Here is an 18,401-nt window from a genome sequence, read left to right on the forward strand (position 1 = left end):
GCCTAGTAAATAGGCTGAGGTCTACGGACTAATTTGATTTAATATTCGTGAAAATAACCTACATTCTTTCTTTTGCTTTGGTTTTGGGTTTTTGCAGCCTGTTTCAAAGTGCTTTTGCCCAGGATGACCGGGACAAAAAAGTAATCCAGCTTTCAGGTATTATTCTTAATGCAGATAGTACCGATGCAGTTCCGGGAGTAAATATTTATGTGCCAAAAAAAGGGAGAGGTACTGTCTCAGGTCGATTTGGCTACTTTTCCATGCCGGTACTTGAAGGTGACAGTGTAGTGTTCAGTTTTATCGGATTGAGGAAGCAGACTTTCAAAGTGCCTGATGGGTTTGAAAATGACCGTATCAGTTTGATTTTGACGATGGAAGTGGATGAAATAGCTCTTGCGGAGATCGAAGTCATGCCATATCCAACCGAGGAAGAATTTAAAAAAGCCGTCGTAGCCATGAATGTGGTTGACCCGATGTCCATCAGTAGGTCCAATATGAGTCCGGAAATGCTCCTCCGATGGGCGGAGACCATGCCTGCCTCAGGCAATGAAAATTTCCGCTATTTCCAGCAAGGGCAAATGCTCCAAAATCAGGATTTGTACGGCCCCAGACCGCTTCGAATTCTCGATCCATTTGCCTGGTCTCAGTTTATCCGCTCTATCAAACGTGGAGACTTGAAGAGTAAATAGGCCTTTTTCTGACTTTCTTTTCTGATAGTCAATAAATCCTTGACAAAGATTTGGTGCATTTTATATAAAACAATATCTTTGTGCCTCATTTGAAAAAGGGCAAAGAAAACTAGCTATAGCATGAAAAAAGATATTCATCCAAACTACAGAGATGTAGTATTTTACGACACCTCAAGCGAGTTTAAGTTTTTGACCAAATCCACAATCGAAACCAGTGAGACAATCGAGTGGACTGACGGCAAAACTTATCCAGTCTACAAAATCGAAGTGAGCTCTGAATCTCATCCTTTCTACACCGGTAAGAAAATGCTTCTTGATACCGCTGGTCGAGTGGAGAAATTCAACAAGAGATACGCAAAGAAGTAATTCCAAGTCCTACTTGGTAAAAAGTCTCCCGGAGCATGGATTCTGGGAGACTTTTTTATTTTTGTCCCATGAAGCAAATCCTTTTGTTTGACGATCCTGCCATCCGGGGTTCACTTTTGCCTTTCACTTTTACCCGCCCTGTTGCAGAAATCCGGGTAGGAATTCTGAAAATTTCCGAAAAGTGGGAGAAAATCAGCGGCAATCCTGTCTCTTTTCTTACCCAACCCTATTTGGATAAGAAGTTTCCGCGAACTGAAGGTGATCATCTGGCGATCAATGCTGGGTTTCTTCCCTCAAAAGAACTGATTCAATCGCTAAAAAAGCTGGATTCGGATGAAGCCTTGTTTTTGGGGAAGATACCTGTGGCTGCCTATATCGGTGAAACAGAAAAAAATCTTTCTTTTTTCTCCAACAAGAAACCCGTTCAGCTGGATTTTCAGCCCACTTTCATTCAGCATACTTGGGATATCTTCCGGTTCAATGGGGAAGCCATTCGCTCCGATTTTGGCTTATTGACAGCGGGCCGGACAAGTCAAGCAATCACTGATCCGCATACCATTGTTTACTCTCCGGAAAACATCTTTTTGGAGGAAGGGGTGAAAATCAAAGCCGCCGTTCTAAATGCAGAAGGTGGGCCGATTTACTTGGGAAAGAATTCCGAAGTTCAGGAAGGTTCTTTGATTCGTGGTCCTTTTGCCTTGGGTGAGGGCTCTACAGTGAATATGGGAGCAAAACTCAGAGGTGATACCACGGTAGGACCCTATTCTAAAGTGGGAGGTGAGATTTCCAATTCGGTCATTTTTGGTTATTCCAATAAAGGTCACGAAGGCTTTTTGGGCAATTCTGTCATTGGGGAGTGGTGCAATCTCGGCGCAGATACCAATACCTCCAATTTGAAAAACAACTATGCTCCGGTCAAACTTTGGGACTATACCAAGGGAGGCTTTGCCAACACCGGACTCCAATTTTGCGGTCTGATGATGGGAGACCATAGCAAGTGCGGGATCAATACCATGTTCAATACCGGAACTGTGGTCGGCGTAGGCGCCAATATATTCGGAGACGGATTTCCAAGAAATTTCATTCCATCATTCTCCTGGGGTGGTGCAGCCGGATTCTCGACCTTTAGTTTTGCAAAGTTTGTGGAAGCGGCCCGGGTCGTGTTTTCCCGAAGGTCCAAGGAATGGGATGCCACTGAGCAGGAAATTCTGGAGCAGGTTTTTGAATTGACCAGAAACTACCGGATTTGGGATAAAACTACCTGACAGACTATGCAATTTGCCGAAATTCCTGGCTTGCCAGAGACCAAAGAGAAGCTTATCAATGCTGTCAAACTCAATCATTTGGCGCATGCCCTCTTGTTTCATGGTCCTGAAGGCTCCGCCAATCTTACTTTGGCTTTGGCTTTGGCCACCTATCTCTTTTGCGAAAATCCCGGAGAATCCGATTCCTGTGGTACCTGTAGTGCCTGTCAGCGGATGAAAAAGCTGATTCTTCCGGATATGAATTTTGCTTTTCCAGAGGTCGGAAAAGACAAAGACGAAGACAAAAAAGACGAGGAGGAAGACAAGCCGGATACTATTACCCGATGGAGGGAGTTTGTACAGAAGCACCCATACGGCTCCATTCATGATTTTATTTACTTTTTGGGTTTTGAGAAAAAGCAGCTTAATATTTCCAGGGCAGCAGGAAGGCGTATTATTCAGACTCTTTCATTGATGTCCTTTGAGGGCGGGTACAAAATCATGCTGATCTGGGCTCCGGAGTATATGCATCCTTCTGCTGCCAACTCCTTGTTGAAAATACTGGAAGAGCCACCCGCCAAGACCATATTTATTTTGGTCACGGCGCAGGCGGATCAGTTGCTGACGACCATTCTTTCCCGTACCCAAAAAATCCTTGTGCGCGCCTTTACAGATGAGGAAATCAAAGCCTATTTGGTTGATCAAGGGCTCTGTGACCCCAAATCCGCTGAGCAGATTGCTATGCTGGCTGATGGAAATCTGGGAGAAGCATTTCGGCTTTTGGCCAATACAGAAGATCATGCTGTTCGGGAAATCCGGGACTGGTTCCGCCTATGCGCCAGCAAAAACATGAAAGAGATCTTTGCGCTATCAGATCATTTTCACAAGAGGGACAAAGAAGCCCAAAAATCCATGATGCTGGCCGGATTGAACGTGACAAGGGAGATTATGCTAAAAAATCTGGATGTAGATCAATTGCTTCGGACCACTGAAGAAGATCTGGACTTTATCTCCAAAATCAGTAAAAGAGTCTTGACCGAAGATCATGCTGAGCAGATGTATGAGGCGTTTAACCAGGCTCATTACCACCTTGAGCGAAACGGAAATGCCAAGATGATTTTCACGGATCTTTCTATGGACTTGCTCCTGCTCATGGCCAAATCCTAACCTATGGACCAGCGCATAATCGGACGGAAAGAAAAAATAAGTCTCCCCAAACTGGGATTGAACCTAGTCTGGGCCAAGATCGATACAGGTGCTTATACCAGCAGTCTTCATGCAGAAGAAATTCGTGAAGAGGAGGTGGATGGAAAAAAAGTTCTCAAATTTCAGATCCTGATGCCAGCCCATGAGAAGTTTACCGGAAAGACTCTGACTTTTGAAAAATACAGGGAAAAGAAAGTCAAAAATTCTTTCGGTCAGGCAGAAATCAGATATTTGATAGAAACTGAAATTAGCCTCGCAGGAGAAAAATTCATGGCGGAGTTTACACTATCTGATCGCTCTACCATGAAAAATTCCATTCTGCTGGGACGAAAAATTCTTACCGGGAGATTTCTGGTAGATGTATCCAAGACCAATTTGGGAAAACCCTATCGCAGCAAAAAATGAAGATTGCCATCCTATCCAGAAATCCCAGGCTCTATTCCACCAAAAGGCTTTTTGAAGAGATCAAGAAGGCTGGGCATGAGGCTTTGATCGTAGATCACAGCCTCTGTGATTTGATCATTGAGCAAAATGGTCCTTCGATCTTTTACAAGGGGCAGCCTTTGGAAGGGATTGATGCAATCATACCCCGCATCGGTGCTTCTGTTACCTTTTATGGAACGGCAGTTGTACGTCAATTTGAGCTGATGGGGGCATTTTCGGCAGTTACTTCTCAGGCGATTGTCCGAAGTAGAGATAAATTGAGAAGCTTGCAGATTCTTTCTAAAAATGGCTTGGGTATGCCCAAAACAGCCTTTACCAATTTTTCCAAAGGAGGAGAAAAACAGCTTATCGGTCAGGTAGGAGGGGCTCCGGTCATCATCAAACTTTTGGAAGGTACGCAGGGGCTTGGGGTAGTTTTGGCAGAAACCAAAAAAGCAGCACAGTCAGTAGTCGAAGCTTTTCACGGACTGAAAGCCCGAATTATCGTGCAGGAATACATCAAAGAGGCCAAAGGGGCAGATATCAGAGCCTTTGTGGTCCACGGCAAAGTAGTCGGGGCTATGAAGCGTCAGGGTGCTGAGGGTGAGTTTCGCTCCAATCTTCACCGGGGTGGAGTAGCCACTGTAATCAAATTAAGCCGAGCCGAAAAGCAGGCAGCCCTCAATGCGGCCAAAGCTCTGGGCTTGGATGTAGCGGGAGTGGACTTGCTTCAGTCAGACCGAGGCCCTTTAATTTTGGAAGTGAACAGTTCACCGGGATTGCAGGGAATAGAAAGTGCCACCGGAGTCAATGTGGCGGGAGAAATTATCAAATACGTGGAGGCGGGAGTCCGAAAGATGCCTACCTTAAAAAGAGACAAAAATCAATGAGTTATAAAGTAAAAATCGGAACCAGAGGAAGTAAACTGGCTCTATGGCAGGCCTATCATGTAGAGGACCTGCTGCAGCAGGCCGGGATGGAGACCGAGATTGTGCTGATCGACACCAAAGGGGATCAAGTCTTGGATGTTTCCATTGCCAAAATCGGGAGCAAGGGAGTTTTTACCCAGGAATTGGAAGATCAGCTCATGGACGGGAGGATTGATATTGCGGTCCACTCGGCCAAGGATATGCAATCCAGATTGGATGAGGCTTTTGAGTTGATCGCTTTTACGGAGCGGGAGCAGGTCAATGATGTGTTGCTGTCCAATGACAAAGAGATCAGTCTCTCTTCTACCGAAAAACCTCTGGTTATTGGCACTTCTTCGACACGCAGAGTAGCGACTTTGAAGCATTTTTATCCCCACGTGAAAACAGTGGAGGTCAGGGGAAATCTTCAAACCCGTATCAGAAAGATGGAGGAAGGACTTTGTGATGCTTTGTTGTTGGCTTTTGCAGGAGTTCACCGGATGGGATATGATGATCAAATAGCGCAGTTGTTGAGTTTGGAGGAGTTTATTCCGGCTGTGGGACAGGGTTCAGTGGCCATTGAATCTGCCAAATCTTTGAATCCCGAAATCAGGGAAAAAATTATCCAAGCATGTAATCATTCGGAGACAGAAGCCCAGCTTCGGGCAGAACGCGCCTATCTCAGAGTCTTGGAAGGGGGATGCAGTATTCCTGTTTTTGCTTTAGCTTCGGTAAGTGGAGAAAAGCTAAGCTTAGACGGTGGCATCATCAGTTTGGATGGGAAGCAAAGAATTCGTCTCTCCGTTTCCGGTGATAAAAATGACCCGGAGAGTCTCGGGGAGCAACTCGCTGAACAGGTTCTCCAAGCGGGAGGAAAAGAAATTTTGGAAGAGATTAAAAAAACAATTCGCTGATATGAGAATCCATTTTAGAGGGCTTGCTCTTATCCTGGTTCTGTTGAGCTTTGCCGCTTGCGGACAAAACAAGGACTATTTGGTCACTATCGAGACCAGGCATGGGGATATCAAGGCCATTCTTTTTGATGATACTCCGGAGCACAAGAGCAACTTTATCGCTCTAGCTGAGGCAGGAAGGTTTGATTCGACTCAGTTTCACCGAATCATCCAAAACTTCATGGTGCAGGGAGGAGATGTCTTTGGCAAAGAGGGATTGCCAGCCCAAGAGTGGCCTACGCTTCCTGCTGAGATTCGTACCAATCATATCCATACCAAAGGCATGATTGCCGCAGCAAGGCAGGGAGACAACATCAATCCCCAAAAGAGGAGTAACGGGTCCCAGTTTTATATTGTAGATGGAAGGACCTATGAGGAGCAGGAGCTGACTACGGATTTTCCAGCTTTGCAAAAAGCGGTATTCCAGTATATGCAATTGGGTTCTGCTCAAGATCTCAAGCAGGAATACACCCGGCTTTATGAAGAGCAAAAATTTGACAGTTTGACCAATTTATTGCTTTCCAAGCGGGATGAAATCGCCGAAACTTTGAAAATTAAGCTGACCAAAGATTACACTCAGGAACAAATTCAAGCTTATGCAGAGATCGGGGGCGCTCCTCACTTGGATTTTGAATACACGGTTTTTGGACAGGTGCTTTCGGGATTGGATGTTGTGGATAAAATTGCCGCGGAACCTACCACCCGAGAAATGCCCAACACCCCAGTCTATATGAAGGTGACGGTAGAAAAAGTTTCTAAAAAGAAGATCGAAAAAGAATTTGGCTATGTCTACCCCGAATCCAAGTAAACCCAAAATCCTGATTACAGGCGCCAATGGGCTTTTGGGACAGAAATTAGTGGACCAATTGGTCACTCAGGGAAATTTTGAGGTAATCGCCACCGGAAGGGGGCCATCCCGGCTTTCAGGTGAAGGATTTCACTATCAGGTCATGGATATTGAAAACAAGTCTGACGTCGAGTCAGTAATTGGAAACTTAAAACCCGATGTCCTGATCCACGGAGCTGCCATGACCCATGTGGATGAATGTGAGCTGAATCAGGAGGCTTGCTTTCGTGCCAATGTCACTGCCACGCGATATTTGGTCTCAGCGGCTGAAAAGGTGAAAGCACATTTTATATTTGTTTCCACTGACTTCATCTTTTCCGGAGAAGACGGAATGAATCCCTACGATGAAAACGCCTCCCCTGACCCGGTGAATTACTACGGTCTGACCAAGCTCGAAGGAGAAGAATTGGTAAAGAACTCTTCCCTGTCATGGGCCATTGCTCGAACTGTATTGGTCTATGGAATCGCTCCGGGATTGAGCAGAAGCAATATCATTCTATGGGTAAAATCATCTCTGGAGCAGGGTAAGGAAATTCAGGTGGTGGATGATCAAGTTCGGACTCCTACCTTGGCTGAGGACCTTGCGGCTGGATGTATTTTGATAGCGGAGAAGCATGCCACCGGGATTTTCAATATCTCAGGAGGGGAATTGTTGACACCCTATGATATGGCTATCCAAACGGCAGATTTTTTTGGATTGGATAAAAGTCTCATCAATAGAACGGACTCCACCCGGTTTACTCAGCCGGCAAAAAGACCCATGAAAACAGGGTTTATTATCGATAAAGCAAGAAAACAACTGGGTTTTGAGCCCAAAACTTTCCAAGCGGGAATAGGTATTTTAGCAAAACAAATTATCTTAGCCCGCTCTTAAAAAGCAGTTTATACCCTTAATTTAACTTTAGCATTATCTATGGCAGTAAGTTCTAATTCAGAGGACAGAGGTCAATTTGGATCCAGTCTCGGATTTATTATGGCGGCGGCCGGCTCCGCTGTAGGCTTGGGAAATATTTGGAGATTTCCTTACCTCACGGGAGAAAACGGTGGTGGAGCCTTTGTCTTTGTGTACATTCTCTGTGTGCTCTTTATCGGATTACCTCTGCTTTTCAATGAAATTGCCTTAGGTAGAAAGTCCGGAAAAAACCCAATCGGTGCCATCCGTGAGACCGGAGGAAACAAATTCTGGCAGCTTGCCGGGGTCCTTTGCGTGTTGGTTTGTTTTTTCGTGTTCAGCTACTATTCTGTAATTGCAGGCTGGACCGTAGGCTATATCGTGACTGAAATCATCAATATTCCAGTTGATTTCGAAGAGTTTGTAGAAACACCTCTTTACGTGATTCCCCTGACTTTCCTCTTCATCTTAATGACCATTTTGATCGTTTTGGGAGGTGTTTCAGGAGGTATTGAAAAGGCAGCTAAATTTCTGATGCCTATCCTCTTTATCATCATCTTGTTTATTGCAGGCCGTTCGGTGACTCTGGAAGGTGCCGAGGCGGGTATCCAATATTACCTTAATCCGGACTTCTCCAAGATCAACGCCACCGTCGTTCTTCAGGCATTGGGTCAGGCGTTTTTCTCCATGTCAGTAGGCTGGGGTTTGATGATTACTTTTGGTTCATATCTGGACAAGAAGTCCAACATCATTCAGTCTTCCGGTTGGATTGCGGGCATGGATACTGCGGTTGCTCTTTTGGGAGGATTGATGGTATTCCCGGCTTTGTTTGCGCTTTTGCCAGGTAAAGATCCCGCTGCGGGTCCAGCTTTGGTTTTTGATGTGCTTCCGAGAGTATTTGATGCCATGCCAGGGGGAAGTTTCATCGGTGCGCTTTTCTTCTTGCTTTTGATGGTGGCTGCATTGACTTCTACTATCTCTATGCTGGAAGTACCGGTGGCCTATTTGATTGACGATCGTAAGTGGAACAGAAAGAAAGCTACCTGGACTGTAGGTATTGCTGCCATGTTGCTTTCTATTCCTTCCGCACTTTCTTCCATTGAGGGGAATTTCTTTGCAGAAATCAGATTCTCTTTCCTCAGCAACCCTATTGAAGGTTTCTTCGGAGCGATGGACTTTATCTTCGGAACTTTCGCGGTGATTGTGATCTGTTTGATGCTCTCGCTCTACACAGGTTGGGGTCAGAAGATCAGTGATTATGCAGACGAGTTGGCATTAGGCGCTCCTGGATTCAAAGGCTTTTCCCGGATGGCTTGGATATTCTTTATCAAGTGGGTTTGTCCGGTAGTGATTATCCTTTTGATCTTGAATATGATCGGCCTCTTTGGAGCTCCTCAAGCGGCGTAAGTTAAAATAATCTCCATTTCTATAGCCAGTCCAAAAGACTGGCTATTTTTTTGGCATAGTTTTTCGTTAATGTCTTTGGTATTTTCGTATACTTGAAAAAGCATTTCATATTCACTTTCCCGAAATTTTAATGAAGGTTCTGCTAGTAGAAGATGACACGGTTCATTTGATGATTTTGAAGAGGATTTTTGAAAAGTCAAATGATGAGGTGGTTGTGGCCAGAAATGGGAAAGAAGCTCTGATTCAACTGGAATTTGATCCTACTTTTCAAATTATCCTTACCGACATCATGATGCCCGAAATGGATGGGATTGAGCTTTTAAAACATGTGCGGGAGAGCGAAGAAACCAAGCAGATTCCTATCATCGGATTTACCGCAGGTGATGTCAATTATTACAGGGAAAAATCTGCAGGTCAATTCAGTTGCCTAGTCCCCAAACCCATTGATTTTTTTGACTTGTACCAACTTGCAAAGTCCCAAGTCGCCTAATTCTCTTTTTTCTGGCAAGAGAATTGCAAAAAGTGCGTTTATACCAAAACTAAACCGCACTACTCATGAAAAAACTCACAATTCTCTTCGCGTTTCTATTAGCCTCCAATTGGGCTTTTTCCCAAAATGGCGTAGGCATCAAAGCTGGACTTAGCAGTACTAAAATTGATTTCAAAAACGAGAATTTTGTTCCTGCCGATGCGCAGACTGGCTACCATATTGGCTTGTTTGGAAGATTTGGAGGGGCGGGATTCTTTGTTCAGCCCGAGTTACTTTTCACCCAGACCAGCGGTGATTTTGCCTTTGTCCCCGGAAGTGTCAGTGGAGGCACTCCGCCAGAAAATTACAAAGCTGAATTCAACCGTTTGGATATCCCAGTTTTGGTGGGTTTTCGGGTGTTCAAGGTAATCCGATTGATGGCCGGTCCTGTTGCCAGTATCAACATCAACTCCAAGCTCGAAGAATCCATTGATACTGTGGGTGAGGCTAATTTCAGCAATGCTACATTGGGTTACCAAGCCGGGCTAGGAGTGGATATCGGCAACCTTTCCATCGAAGGAAAATATGAAGGAGGGCTGTCCAAAGTGACTCAAAACATTGGACAGTTTGAAACGGACAACCGAATCAATCAGTGGATTCTTTCGGTTGGATTTCGTCTGTTCTAATTTTCTGATTTCCAATAAAAAAGAGGCTGTCTCATAAATCGTTTCGTTGTCAGCCTGAGCGGAGTCGAAGGCCATTTCCAGCTTTCCGGACGACATTTCGACTTCGCTCAATGTGACAAACTTCACTTTTGATACAGCCTCTTTTTACATTTAGTTGGTTTCCATGACCTTGGGTCCAGGTTTTGCCCATTCGTGAATCTGTTTCAGATCCACGACATAGACACTTCGTCCGTGTGTACCCACTATCAAGTGGTTTTCTCTTTCCTGAATGACCATATCATAAATGGCCACATTTGGAATTTCGCCTTGGAATAAGTTCCAGTTTTTCCCTTCATCCAAGCTCACATACAAGCCATGATCCGTTCCCAAATAGAGAATATTGGGCATTTTTGGATCTTCTATAATAATATTTGTGGCTTCTTCCGGTAGATTTCCTTTGATGGAGGTCCAGGTTTTTCCATAGTCCTCGCTCATGTAGACATAGGTATTGAATTCATCAAAGCGATATCCATTCAGCGTGATGTAGACTCTTCCTTCTTTGAACTTGGAGGGAGAAATGCTGCTCACCCATCTGTCCTGAGGCAGGCCTGCATTCAGGCTGGTCCAGTTTCCTCCATTGTTTCGGGTAATCCAGACATTTCCGTCGTCCGTGCCGGCATACAGCGTTCCAAACTCCAAGGGCGATTCCTCGACCACGGTCAAAGTTGCGAAAGGAACATTTCCGCTCTTTTGATTTTTGGTCAGGTCAGGGGAGATGGTGGTCCAAGTATTTCCCTGATCGAGAGACTGGTACACGTACTGAGAACCCATATACACGATATCCTGATTGTGGTAACTCAGCTCGGCAGGGGTTCTCCAATTCCATCGGTTGGGAGCATTTCCAATATCATGTCCGGGAGTGATTCGCCTTCTTTCTCCTGTCTTTTTATTGATCCGCATGTAATTTCCAAACTGAGAGCCGGTATAGACAATGTCATTGTCTCGGGTATCCACTGCCACGACCATACCATCACCACCCAGTAATGGCTCCCAAGGATCTTCCGGCTTGTTGGTGGACTTACCATACCAAACCCCATTGTCCTGCATGCCACCGTAGATATTGTATGGGGTAGCTTGATCGACCATAATCGAGTAGAATTGGGAAATCGGCATTTGGGTATTCAGGTGATCCCAAATCGCGCCGCCACCATAGCTTCGGTACAAACCACCGTCATTTCCCAACAGGATGTGCTTGCTGTCCTTGGGATTGATCCACATGGCCTGATGGTCTGAGTGTGGTCGGCCAATGGAGTCGGTTCTGGAGAAGTTTTTACCTCCATCTCGTGAAACCAGCAAAGGAACTCCCAGGACAAAGACCTCATTTTCGTCGGAAGTGCTGACCCGGATTTCGCCAAAGTAATAGCCGTAGGTATTGTAAAGCTGACGGATATCGGATTCGGAGACCATTTTCCAGCTTTTTCCTGCATCTTCAGAGCGATATACCTCAGCACCAATAATCGGTTGTCCAAACATAGCCGCATTGGCATCTACCGCTCCACCGTTGTAATTGGCGATTTGAGCCGTAGTGATTTTGCCTGTTTTAAGCTGACGCTTCAGTTCGGATGCGGTGTAATGGGTCGCAAATTGATTTCTGCGAAGAAAAGTCTCCAGTCTTTTATCCTCCAAGGCCAAAGCCTCCTCCAAAGGCATGTTTTGGAAGTCCTCGATTTTCAGCGGGTTTTCTTCCTGCTGCTGATTTCCCCTTCTGCGAGGTTCAGGAGCTGGTTTATCCGATTTTCCCTGATTGTCCAAAAGGGCATAAACTACATCCGGGTTACTTTTTGCAAAATCAAATCCGATTCTTCCTACAAACTCGTTCTGTGGGAAGCCCTCGACTGCTTTTTTCCAGGTATTTCCCCCATCCTCGGATCTCCAGATGGCAGAACCTATTCCATTACCGATAAAGTCATGAGCCTGTCGGAATCGCTCCCAGCTTGCTGCCAGAAGCACATCGGGATTGGTCGGGTGAATTTGAATGTCAATGACGCCGGTGTTGTCGTCGATGTAGAGGACTTTTTTCCAGGTTTTGCCCCCATCGGCAGTTTTGTACAGTCCGCGTTCCTTGTTTTGGGAATAGAGTCCGCCCATGGAGCCGACCCAAACCACATCCGGGTTGGTCGGATGAATGAGAATCTGACCTATATGCTGGGAGTGAACCAGTCCCATATGCTGCCAAGTCTGTCCTCCGTCGGTGGACTTGTACACCCCGGAACCGGCATAGGTGGACCGGCTGGAATTGTCCTCGCCGGTACCTACCCAAAGTACATTGTTGTCCGAAGCAGACAGGGCCATGGCGCCTATGCCCAAAGCACTCTGATGGTCAAATATGGGGCTGAAAGACTGCCCGTTGTCGGTGGTTTTCCAGATTCCCCCGGAAGCGGCTGCGATGTAGTAGGTGTTGGGGTTATTGGCGACTTCGATATCCACAATCCGGCCGGACATATTGGTCGGGCCGACATTGCGGGCTTTGAATTCCCGAAGTGGAGAGGCTTCGAAAAGAGCCTTGTGCCTGTCTATGGATTCCTGGAGGGTTTTTTCGGAAGTGGGCTTGATGTCTTGGGCGAGAGCATTGAAGGAAAGCATTCCTGCCGCAGCCAAGATCAGGTAGGTGGATTTTTGCATGTGGTTTTCTTTGATCAGGAGTGAATATAAGCAATCGCGGGGAAAGTCAGGCGACCTTCCCCGCGAATGGAAAAAGCAGGATTTGAGAGGGAGTTATTTGGAGACGAGGCGGGTTTTGTATAGGACCACGTAGTCTTTTTCCACCTCGGAGTAATTGGGCGTAAACCAGATTTCATTCTCAGAAATTAGTTTCCCAAGACTTCCAATTTCTGGACGTTTTTCTATCAAAGGTGAAATAGTCTTTCCGTCAAATAAGATCCAGCCATATGTGCTGATTTTTCTGATTTCCTTATAAAATTCCTGATTGATTTGACCTGTTTTTGAGAATATTTGATTGTATTCTTCATCAGTTATCCCTCTAGTGTAGTTAATCAAAAACCTATTTTCCCCTGATGGGATGAGCCCATTGATTGATCCAGAATAGACATCTCTCATATCATAGCTGCTTAAATCATTTCCATCTTGAGGAGCTTTCTCTACAAACTCCGAAAAGGGAATCTCAAGCACGGAGCTGGGTTGATTTAAGTTTTCCAGATGATAGATAAAGATCTTGGGCTCGTTTCGGTAAGCCACATAAATGGAGTCCCCCAGACTTGCCAATCGGGTGGTGTAGTTGAAATTGAAGTAGGCGGATTGATCGGTTTTGAATTTGGATTGGTCAGGAAAAGGGGCGACAGGTGTGAAATTTCCACTTTCTAAATCCAAGACTTCTAGCCTTTTGGTTTGCAGCTGAAAACTCTTTCCCTGGACGCCCAAGCTATCCCCATTTCTTCCTTCCCAAGGGTATATCACTTGGGTTTTTGTGATAGCCAGCTTGTTATTGTACAGGTCCAAAAGGGAGGAGGAAGGATTATAGCCTAATTCGAACTTACGGGTTAAATCCCCTGACAAGGAATAGCAGTAAAATCCCTGCCAGGCAGGAATAATAATTTCAGAATTGTTTAAAAACTGCGGTGGATTATACCTTGAAACCCTGTAGTCTTCGGGGCCTTCTCCTTTTCTCATGAATTTCGAGAAAATTTCTCCTTCAGTGTTGGTGAGGAAAATTGAGTCGTTTTGGTCATTGAAGAGCATAAAAGTTTTCCCATCCGGGCTGATATCCGCCAAATACAAATTCCCCAAATAGTCCACCACCAAAGAATCGTAGATTTCAAATTCCAGTTGCTGTTCGGACAGGGGTTTTTCTGAGCGTTGTTCTTCTTTTTGAGTGCAGGAAATGGCCAAAAGAAGCAGGAGAAGTAGTAAAGAAAGTTGGTTTTTCATATTTCATTTTAGAGCTAATTCATAAATAATAAACCCTTCTGGTTCCAAATCTAGATTATCAACGTTTTGAATAGCCCAGATTCTACCATTTGCATCAGACCGGACGATTTTATACTGAGAACCGATCGGTTTTTCCTCTGAAAATTCCCCAGTTTTACTGTAGAGAATCCAGTATTCAGGATTTCTCCGATTGACCTCCTTTCTGAGTTCATAACGATCTTGAACCCCTTCCGGAAAACGGTCTTTTTCAAGCCCTTTGTTATAGACAATCAAATCCATATCATCAGCTTTGTATATTCCTTTAATCGAACCTGGAAGGGTAATTCGATCTTCGATTTCTTTCTGACTGCCAAAAGGATAGCCTTTGTCATAGATAAAATCTTTAATGGGAAGAGGAATCCGGGTTGGCTTTATAGGATTTTGGGAGAGGTTTGCAGTATAAATGCTGGGTTCAAGATTATAGCAATATATCAATCGACTTCCCTTGACTTTAAAATAGGTCATGTAGTTATTAAAGCTAGATTTTGCTTGTAGCAGATAGCTGTTTGGCAGAAGGGGGAGAATGGGCTTTAGTTCTTTTTTTTGGAGGTCCAGCCACTCCAATGAATTAAACTCCTCAAAGTGCAAAGGAGAATTTTTGGGATGGTTGTTTTTGGCGGATCCTGTAAATAATAGGAGCCCATTATTTCCTTGAAGTTTTGCATGGGCAATATTGTCTCCTGCCGCCATAATTGTATTTCCAAGAAAGGGCTTGGGATATTTGTTTTTGAGATTTAGCTGAAAATCAAATTCATAAATTCCCTGAAGTCCCTGAACAAAAATTGCATCTCCTGAAAAAGTAGCTCCAGAGCAAACACCACCATATCCATCCGGAGCGTCTTTGGGCTTTTTTAGCTCATCAAGAACTTCACCCTTTCGGTTGTAAATCAATAGTTTCTCTCCCATGACTCCCTCCATAATAAGGAATAGATCTTTAGTGGGATGAATAGCAAGCAAGCTTAGGATTCCTGTGTTTTGGATCAAAACAGAGTCAACTATAACAAGTTGAAATTCAGAATTGATAATTGGTTTCTCAGTTTCTGGAGTTTCAATTAGGGTATCAAGTGTTTTTGGACTTTCAGGGGTTAGTTTTTCTGTTTTTGCGGAATCTGTAAAGGGTTGAGTATTCTCAAGATTATTTTTTGGTCCGGAACAATAAAAGAATAGGCTAATCAAAGGAAAAAGGAAAAGACTGTTTTTGGTTTTCATTTTCTGACCAATTTGAGTTTATAAAATGTAATGTAATCCTGTTCCTCCCCGAGCCATTCGTCATCCCGAACGGCATAAAATGGCTCGCTGAGGGAGGTAAGTCCCACCATGCGATCGATCTGATTGGGAATGATAATTTCGTTGGAAAGGCTGCCATCCAGCTGAACAATCTTGAGAACCTGATTTTGAAATTGAGGATAGAGCGGGAAGTTTTTGGGGTCTTTTAGCTCGTTTTGTACAAAAACATCCTCGGTAATTCCCTCCTCGAAAGTGACTACGATACCCTCCATTGTTGGGAAAAGTTGCTTGATACGACCATCCAGCATCTGTGTACCGGAGATATATTGGTACTTTTCTGTGTGTTCTCCATTGTCTTCAAACCTACTGGGTTGAAAATTTAGGGTGCTTAGATACTTTCCGTTTTGATTCATGTCGTACAAATGAATCATGGGTTCATTATCCAAAGTGAAGTAGAGCGTATCACCGAGAATTCCAAAATTGACCCAAGGTCTTTCGTAGAACTTGTCCGAACTATACCGAGACGTGGAGGGAATTCGAATAATCGGCTCAGCGTCTCCCGTTTTTGGATCCACTTTTTCCAATAAAAAATGATCTCTGAAAAAAAATGGATCATACGGGTTGGCTCCATCCCGGCCTGGATAATACATGATTAATTTATCCCTCCATTCCTCAAGCACTCTTCTCAAGCCTCCACCGTCTTTAGCTTCTGTCAAAAAAGGCAATTTGATTTCCCGTTTGAAAGTCAGGTCTGAATTGAACTCATACAGCCATCCGATAAAGCTGGCTCCATAGAGATTTCCGTCCTCTGCATATTTGAGTTGGACTGGATAAAATACCTTTTCGGGACCATCGAAGGGATAGCTTTGCTCATGGAGGATTTTTCCGCTTTCGTCAAATTCCAGCAGTTTATTTTCCTTGAAGTTGAAAAGAACCCCCTTTCCATCTTTAAACTCCAATCCATCCACCCGACCTAAGTAATCTACCTGAATTGAATCGACTAGGATTAGTTCCCATTCATTTGATTCGGATAGGTCTTTTTTCTCATTGGAAGTGCAGGAGAATAGGAAAATAGATCCAAGGATAAGGACTAAAATTGGTCTCATTTCTCAACCAGTTTAACCTTATAAATTTTCAAGAAATCCTCTTCCACGTCTGGATTGAAGGCTTTTTGGAACCAAATATCCTCTCCATCCCTAACGAATCCGTTGGGGTTGACCCAATCCGGAAACCGGATAATTCCCAATTGTTGAAATGAGGCTTTGTCCACTACGGCCATTCCTACCTTTCGGTCGCCCAGAAATGATTTTCTCATGGCCAAGGCTTCATCCCTGTTTCCATTTTGGAATTCCATAGAGACAGCTTCTGCTTGTTCGGTGGATAATCCAGGGTAAAACAAAATTAAAATACGATCCCCCCAAAGGCTGACTTTTCGAATAGCTGCAGTGGAAAGGTTGGTGGATACCCCAACATCTGCCAGTTTTTCCAAGGGCTGCCCGGTGATCTCTGCGAAATCCGGAAGCTTCAGATCAAGAGTTTGCTGGTAGCTGAGCGAATCTCCAGACCAAGCAAACTGATGAAGTCGGGGTTCTCCGGCAAAGGCCAAATAGACGCCTGTCTGGTCGGCTGAGAAATAAGGCTCAAAGTCACTTTGGATATAGCCATTCCCGTTTTTGAATCGGCTGTCTTCCGGAAAGGGAATCCATGCTCGGCTGGTGGTGTCATCTAAATTGAGTACTTCCAAGGCCTTAAAGCGGGAGTAGAATTCTATTTGACCAATGTAGGATTCGTAGATCCGAAAGGATTTGCTGAGAATTAGTTGATTGTCTTCAGTTTTTAAATAATCAATGGAATAGCCCGGAAAATTGGTGAATGTACTTCCTGAAATCACTTCGGGATGGGGGATTTTTGCTTCCAAATTTCCTTCAAGATCATAAATAAACAGGCCTAAAGTACCCGGAATCATCACCTGATTTTCGTTTAAAAAGGCGGGTAGCAAGAGGGGGAATCCAAAATTGTCAAAGGAATCTCCTTCTTTTGTAAATCTGCTTTCTATGTCTCCTTCCAAATTCAGGATTAAGAATTCCCGGCTTTGGGTATCGTAAATCAGGACTTTTCCAAACTCAACGTCTGCCAAAACCGGGCTACCCAGAATATCCACTTGAAGCGAATCCACTTTTTCAAATTCCCAATTGACAGGTATATGGGTTTTGGCAGTTTCGGGGCTATTTGGGCTACATCCCCAGATCAAAAACCCAAAAGGAAAAAGTAAGAGATAAGAATAGCGGCTCATTTTCAGTTTTTTCACTAAAAAAATCAATGAATTGCTTGAAATCAAGCTGGTGACTGAAATATTTCTAAAAAAGAAAACCCGCCAAAATTAACCGGCGGGTTTTCTATGAAGATTGGTTTCTTTATCCAATGAGATTCCCTTCCTCGTCCCATTCAGCCACCTTGCCTCTTTCCTCAGGCTTGAGGTAGATGCTGAGGTATTTTTCAGGGTTGGATAGGCCATGTTTGTCGAGTACATTTTGTGGGACGCCGTCCCAAACATTGGCTTTGTTGCCCATATAGCCCATGTATTTCCAGCCAGCCTCGGTCGAGAAATAGCCCGAGCAAGTCAGGTTTCTGAGCATATTAAACCAGCGAACTCCACCCGAATAGGCTTCGGTGGCTTTTTCCGGCCAAGCGACCAAGTCCACGATTTGGATGACTTCGTCTTTGCTGAGGTCATTGAATTTTTTTCCAAACAGCTCATCCGCTTCAAAATCCAGCCACATCAATCCACCACGCATAGGAGTCTGCATTCCCGGCTGATCTTTCATCATAAACTCGATGAAATCAGGAACTTTCAGCTCGGTAGCCGAAGGAGATTCAGCATCTGCCGGCATGATGATGTCCACCAGTGTATTCAGTTTTTTCATCTCCTCTTCGGTGAAAAAGGTCTCTGAAAGCAACTTTGCATCCCGGGCTTTTTCCTCCTCAGTTCGTCCTCCGGGAGTACCGCCTGTAAACACTTGGCCTTGCACAGCGACCTGCTTTGGTTCGCAGCCAGTCAGCAATAAGCCCGCACCGACCGAGCCGGTAAAGAGCAATTTGAGGTTTTCTCTTCTGTTCATGG

18 protein-coding genes are annotated in these 18,401 nt (G+C 44.6%); 12 read left to right on the plus strand and 6 right to left on the minus strand.

Annotation, left to right across the window (positions count from 1 at the left end):
- Window positions 1-53 precede the first annotated feature (53 nt).
- From AAA938_RS14680 to AAA938_RS14735, 12 genes are all read left to right on the plus strand, one after another.
- Complete coding sequence (locus tag AAA938_RS14680; RefSeq protein ID WP_420915745.1) at window positions 54-689, plus strand: carboxypeptidase-like regulatory domain-containing protein; 636 nt, start codon at window positions 54-56, stop codon at window positions 687-689.
- Between the two features lie 120 nt (window positions 690-809).
- Window positions 810-1,055, plus strand: coding sequence for a type B 50S ribosomal protein L31 (locus AAA938_RS14685; protein ID WP_026950917.1), 246 nt, complete (start codon window positions 810-812; stop codon window positions 1,053-1,055).
- A gap of 68 nt (window positions 1,056-1,123) precedes the next feature.
- Window positions 1,124-2,320, plus strand: a complete 1,197-nt coding sequence (locus AAA938_RS14690; protein WP_338229496.1) for a GlmU family protein — start codon at window positions 1,124-1,126, stop codon at window positions 2,318-2,320.
- Between the two features lie 6 nt (window positions 2,321-2,326).
- On the plus strand, window positions 2,327-3,466 hold the full coding sequence (locus AAA938_RS14695; RefSeq protein ID WP_338229498.1) for a DNA polymerase III subunit: 1,140 nt from the start codon (window positions 2,327-2,329) through the stop codon (window positions 3,464-3,466).
- A 3-nt stretch (window positions 3,467-3,469) separates the two neighbouring features.
- Window positions 3,470-3,910, plus strand: coding sequence for an ATP-dependent zinc protease family protein (locus AAA938_RS14700; protein WP_338229499.1), 441 nt, complete (start codon window positions 3,470-3,472; stop codon window positions 3,908-3,910).
- Entirely contained in the window at window positions 3,907-4,818 is a 912-nt protein-coding gene (gene rimK, locus AAA938_RS14705; protein WP_338229500.1) for a 30S ribosomal protein S6--L-glutamate ligase, read from the plus strand. Before AAA938_RS14700 ends, rimK begins: the two co-directional genes overlap by 4 nt.
- On the plus strand, window positions 4,815-5,750 hold the full coding sequence (gene hemC, locus AAA938_RS14710) for a hydroxymethylbilane synthase (RefSeq protein WP_338229501.1): 936 nt from the start codon (window positions 4,815-4,817) through the stop codon (window positions 5,748-5,750). The genes rimK and hemC overlap by 4 nt, the downstream gene beginning before the upstream one ends.
- A 1-nt stretch (window position 5,751) precedes the next feature.
- Window positions 5,752-6,597 (plus strand): peptidylprolyl isomerase, encoded by an 846-nt coding sequence (locus tag AAA938_RS14715; protein WP_338229502.1) that lies wholly within the window; start codon window positions 5,752-5,754, stop codon window positions 6,595-6,597.
- The gene (locus AAA938_RS14720; RefSeq protein ID WP_338229503.1) at window positions 6,575-7,510 is read left to right on the plus strand and encodes an SDR family oxidoreductase; all 936 of its coding nucleotides are present in this window, start codon (window positions 6,575-6,577) and stop codon (window positions 7,508-7,510) included. Before AAA938_RS14715 ends, AAA938_RS14720 begins: the two co-directional genes overlap by 23 nt.
- A 39-nt stretch (window positions 7,511-7,549) precedes the next feature.
- Window positions 7,550-8,935 carry a sodium-dependent transporter gene (locus AAA938_RS14725; RefSeq protein WP_338229504.1) on the plus strand — a complete coding sequence of 462 codons (1,386 nt, stop codon included), beginning with the start codon at window positions 7,550-7,552 and terminating at the stop codon, window positions 8,933-8,935.
- Between the two features lie 130 nt (window positions 8,936-9,065).
- Window positions 9,066-9,425 (plus strand): response regulator, encoded by a 360-nt coding sequence (locus tag AAA938_RS14730; RefSeq protein WP_338229505.1) that lies wholly within the window; start codon window positions 9,066-9,068, stop codon window positions 9,423-9,425.
- Between the two features lie 65 nt (window positions 9,426-9,490).
- Window positions 9,491-10,090 (plus strand): outer membrane beta-barrel protein, encoded by a 600-nt coding sequence (locus AAA938_RS14735; protein ID WP_338229506.1) that lies wholly within the window; start codon window positions 9,491-9,493, stop codon window positions 10,088-10,090.
- 150 nt (window positions 10,091-10,240) lie between these two features.
- On the opposite strand, the gene AAA938_RS14740 is transcribed toward AAA938_RS14735, so the two are convergent.
- From AAA938_RS14740 to AAA938_RS14765, 6 genes are all read right to left on the minus strand, one after another.
- Window positions 10,241-12,751: a VPS10 domain-containing protein gene (locus tag AAA938_RS14740; RefSeq protein WP_338229507.1), complete on the minus strand. Its 2,511-nt coding sequence runs from the start codon at window positions 12,749-12,751 to the stop codon at window positions 10,241-10,243.
- 93 nt (window positions 12,752-12,844) lie between these two features.
- Window positions 12,845-14,014 (minus strand): hypothetical protein, encoded by a 1,170-nt coding sequence (locus AAA938_RS14745; RefSeq protein ID WP_338229508.1) that lies wholly within the window; start codon window positions 14,012-14,014, stop codon window positions 12,845-12,847.
- A gap of 3 nt (window positions 14,015-14,017) precedes the next feature.
- Window positions 14,018-15,262, minus strand: a complete 1,245-nt coding sequence (locus AAA938_RS14750) for a hypothetical protein (RefSeq protein ID WP_338229509.1) — start codon at window positions 15,260-15,262, stop codon at window positions 14,018-14,020.
- Window positions 15,259-16,386: a hypothetical protein gene (locus AAA938_RS14755; protein ID WP_338229510.1), complete on the minus strand. Its 1,128-nt coding sequence runs from the start codon at window positions 16,384-16,386 to the stop codon at window positions 15,259-15,261. Before AAA938_RS14755 ends, AAA938_RS14750 begins: the two co-directional genes overlap by 4 nt.
- Complete coding sequence (locus AAA938_RS14760) at window positions 16,383-17,573, minus strand: hypothetical protein (RefSeq protein WP_338229511.1); 1,191 nt, start codon at window positions 17,571-17,573, stop codon at window positions 16,383-16,385. The genes AAA938_RS14755 and AAA938_RS14760 overlap by 4 nt, the downstream gene beginning before the upstream one ends.
- A 121-nt stretch (window positions 17,574-17,694) precedes the next feature.
- Window positions 17,695-18,399 (minus strand): gluconate 2-dehydrogenase subunit 3 family protein, encoded by a 705-nt coding sequence (locus tag AAA938_RS14765; protein WP_338229512.1) that lies wholly within the window; start codon window positions 18,397-18,399, stop codon window positions 17,695-17,697.
- Window positions 18,400-18,401 lie beyond the last annotated feature (2 nt).

The organism is Algoriphagus taiwanensis (genome assembly GCF_036245645.1).
In the GTDB taxonomy this organism is placed as follows: domain Bacteria; phylum Bacteroidota; class Bacteroidia; order Cytophagales; family Cyclobacteriaceae; genus Algoriphagus; species Algoriphagus taiwanensis.

What these genes read in the sequence shown, in the direction of transcription:
- AAA938_RS14685 (WP_026950917.1), top strand. Translation starts at nt 810, where the DNA reads ATGAAAAAAGATATTCATCCAAACTACAGAGATGTAGTATTTTACGAC.
- AAA938_RS14690 (WP_338229496.1), top strand. Translation starts at nt 1,124, where the DNA reads ATGAAGCAAATCCTTTTGTTTGACGATCCTGCCATCCGGGGTTCACTT.
- AAA938_RS14695 (WP_338229498.1), top strand. Translation starts at nt 2,327, where the DNA reads ATGCAATTTGCCGAAATTCCTGGCTTGCCAGAGACCAAAGAGAAGCTT.
- AAA938_RS14700 (WP_338229499.1), top strand. Translation starts at nt 3,470, where the DNA reads ATGGACCAGCGCATAATCGGACGGAAAGAAAAAATAAGTCTCCCCAAA.
- rimK (WP_338229500.1), top strand. Translation starts at nt 3,907, where the DNA reads ATGAAGATTGCCATCCTATCCAGAAATCCCAGGCTCTATTCCACCAAA.
- hemC (WP_338229501.1), top strand. Translation starts at nt 4,815, where the DNA reads ATGAGTTATAAAGTAAAAATCGGAACCAGAGGAAGTAAACTGGCTCTA.
- AAA938_RS14715 (WP_338229502.1), top strand. Translation starts at nt 5,752, where the DNA reads ATGAGAATCCATTTTAGAGGGCTTGCTCTTATCCTGGTTCTGTTGAGC.
- AAA938_RS14720 (WP_338229503.1), top strand. Translation starts at nt 6,575, where the DNA reads ATGTCTACCCCGAATCCAAGTAAACCCAAAATCCTGATTACAGGCGCC.
- AAA938_RS14725 (WP_338229504.1), top strand. Translation starts at nt 7,550, where the DNA reads ATGGCAGTAAGTTCTAATTCAGAGGACAGAGGTCAATTTGGATCCAGT.
- AAA938_RS14730 (WP_338229505.1), top strand. Translation starts at nt 9,066, where the DNA reads ATGAAGGTTCTGCTAGTAGAAGATGACACGGTTCATTTGATGATTTTG.
- AAA938_RS14735 (WP_338229506.1), top strand. Translation starts at nt 9,491, where the DNA reads ATGAAAAAACTCACAATTCTCTTCGCGTTTCTATTAGCCTCCAATTGG.
- AAA938_RS14740 (WP_338229507.1), bottom strand. Translation starts at nt 12,751, where the DNA reads ATGCAAAAATCCACCTACCTGATCTTGGCTGCGGCAGGAATGCTTTCC.
- AAA938_RS14745 (WP_338229508.1), bottom strand. Translation starts at nt 14,014, where the DNA reads ATGAAAAACCAACTTTCTTTACTACTTCTCCTGCTTCTTTTGGCCATT.
- AAA938_RS14750 (WP_338229509.1), bottom strand. Translation starts at nt 15,262, where the DNA reads ATGAAAACCAAAAACAGTCTTTTCCTTTTTCCTTTGATTAGCCTATTC.
- AAA938_RS14755 (WP_338229510.1), bottom strand. Translation starts at nt 16,386, where the DNA reads ATGAGACCAATTTTAGTCCTTATCCTTGGATCTATTTTCCTATTCTCC.
- AAA938_RS14760 (WP_338229511.1), bottom strand. Translation starts at nt 17,573, where the DNA reads ATGAGCCGCTATTCTTATCTCTTACTTTTTCCTTTTGGGTTTTTGATC.
- AAA938_RS14765 (WP_338229512.1), bottom strand. Translation starts at nt 18,399, where the DNA reads ATGAACAGAAGAGAAAACCTCAAATTGCTCTTTACCGGCTCGGTCGGT.